Source organism: Rhodoferax sp. OV413, assembly GCF_900104385.1.
GTDB lineage: Bacteria > Pseudomonadota > Gammaproteobacteria > Burkholderiales > Burkholderiaceae_C > Rhodoferax_B.
The window spans coordinates 1-2627 of the sequence record NZ_FNJA01000020.1; the positions used below are offsets into that span (position 1 = coordinate 1).

Consider the following 2627-nt stretch of genomic DNA (forward strand, 5'->3'; position numbering starts at 1 on the left):
GATCTCGAAGAAGTTATCGTGGCGGCCCACCTGAGCCAACCGCAGGACTTCGCACCATATAGCGGCCAGCACCACCTCCACCCCACCCTGCGGCGCTTGCTGCGCCGCCACCTTGGGCGCCGTGATCGGCGGCAGCGCCAGCCGGTCCACCTTTCCGTTGATCGTGCGCGGCAGCCGCGGCAGCAACGCGATGGCCACCGGCACCATGTACTCGGGCAGGCATTGCGCCAGCGCCGCGCGCAGGGCATCGGCCTGCACTTCGGCTCCGTCCTCCAGCCCCACATAGGCCACGAGCCGGCTGCGGCCCGCCTCGTCCTGCGCCAGCGCCACAGCCTCGCGCACGCCGGCCTGGGCCAGCAGCGCGAACTCGATCTCGCCGGGCTCGATGCGGAAGCCCCGCACCTTAATCTGGAAGTCGGCCCGGCAAATGTAGGCCAGTTCGCCGTCGGCGCGCCAGCGCACCAGATCGCCGCTGCGGTACAGCCGCTCGCCATGTAGGCCGAACGGGTCGGCCACATAGCGTTCGGCGCTCAGCCCAGGCCGCGACAGATAGCCGCGCGCCAGGCCTTCACCGCCGATGTAGAGCTCGCCCACCGCGCCCGACGGCACCGGTCGCAGGTCGGCGTCGAGCACGCGCACAAGGCGCGTACCCACCGGCCGGCCAATGGGCGCATAAGCACCCAGGGCGGCGCCCGGGCCGTCGCAACGCCAGACACAGGGGCTGACTACAGCTTCGGTCGGCCCATAAGAATTGGCCAACCACTGTGGCGTGCAGGCGTCGAACACCAGTGCAACGTCTTCCGTCGGCAGCGCCTCGCCGCCGGCAATGCAGACGCGCAGCGGCAGCCGCCCGCCAGTGTGGGCCTGGGCCAATTCGCGCAGGTAGGCCGGCGGGAAATGCACCACCGTGACCTGCCGCTCGACGATCAGCCGGGCCATCTCGTCCAGCGCCCATTCATGTTCGCGCAGTACCACCACGGCGGCGCCCGCCGCCAGCGGCGCCATCCATTGCGAGCCCGCGGCGTCAAAGTTAATCGAGGCCGCCAGCAGGCAGCGGTCGTTTTCGCGCAGGCCAAAGCGCGGCACGACGGCCTGCATGTGCATGGCCAACGCGCCGTGCGCCACGGCCACGCCCTTGGGCAGGCCGGTAGAGCCTGAGGTGTAGATTACATAGGCTAGGCTCTGCGCATGCAGCGACACCAGCGGCGCGATATCGGCTGCGTCAGCCACAGCCGCATGGTCCACGTCAACCAGGTTTAGGCCCGCCGGCCAGATGCCGGCCTGCGTCTCATCGCAGCGCGTCAGCAACAGAACGATGCCACTGTCGGCCACGATGTGCGCAAGCCGGTCCACCGGGTAGGTCGGGTCCAGCGGCACATAGGCAGCGCCGACCTTCCAGATGGCCAGTAAGCCGGCCAACATGTCGGCCGAACGTCGCAGTGCGATGCCGACGCGAGCACCGGGCGCTGCGCCGCGCACCATCAGCACCTGGGCAATGCGGTTAGCGCGCCGCTCCAGGTCAGCGCGTGTCCACGCGGTGTCGCCGCAGAACAGCGCTGGCGCATCGGGGCCCAGTGCTGCCAAACGCGATATCAGCGCTGGCATCAGGCTTGCATCAACAGGTGCTGGATCGGTTGCTTTGCCCAGGGCTAGCACCTGCGCCATGGCCTTCGGATCGAGCAGTTCCAGTGCGCCCACAGGCCGGTTCGGGGCTTGAACGAGCTCGGCCAGTATCCTCAGCAACTGCGTGGCCAGAGTGGCAATACAGCCAGTGTCAAACTGGCGGGTGGCATGGCCGAACTTGAACGACAGCGTGTCGGCCTGGTTGACGGCGATGGTCAGCCCGTAATGCGTTTCCTCGCGCACCGCCACCGCGCCGAAGACCGGTCCGCTAGGGTCGGCCTGGCGCAGGGCCTGGTCCACCGGATAGTTCTCAAACACGATGATGCTGTCAAACAGCGCCTGGCCACCCCGTCCGGCCCAACGCTGGATATCGTTGAGCGCGGCGTTCTCGTGCTCACGCACCGCCAAGTTGCGCGCGAGGATGCCGCGCAACCAGTCGCTCACGGTGGCCGCGGCCGGCACCTCCACTGCCGTGGGCAAAGTGTTGATGAACAGGCCCAGCATGCGCTGCGACAGCGGAAGCTCCGCGGGTCGGCCGGCCACGGTGGCACCGAAGACCACGTGGCGCTGGCCGGTGTAGCGGCTCAGCAGCAGCGCCCAGGCGGCCTGCACCACGGTGTTCAGCGTAATGCGCTGGGCGCGCGCAAATTCCACGAGCACAATGGTTTCGGCCGCGCCGAGCGACACGCGGTGGTGGCGGTATGCTAGCTCTCCGGCGCCTGCGGCGGCGGGCAGGGCCTCAGCCAGCAGCGTCGGCGCCTCGAGTTGCGTAAGTTCACTCCGCCAGAAATGCGCATCGGCCTGCGCATCGCGCTGGGCCAGCCAGGCAATATAGTCACGGTAGCGGCCAGCGACCTCGGGCTGACGGCCAGTGTACTGCGTGAGAACGTCGCCCATGAGCTGGCTGGCGCTCCAGCCATCGAGCAGGAGATGGTGGCTGGTCCAGACCAGATGCATGGCATCGGGACCGGTGCGCACCAGCACCAGGCGCAGCAGCGGCGGCT

The 2627-nt window shown here is 68.5% G+C and carries 1 protein-coding gene; it reads right to left on the reverse strand.

Translation table 11 applies throughout. The annotated features are described in order from the left end of the window. Window positions 1-2627 (reverse strand): amino acid adenylation domain-containing protein (locus BLT66_RS26325; protein WP_143029328.1); only part of this gene is annotated, 2627 nt, incomplete at both ends.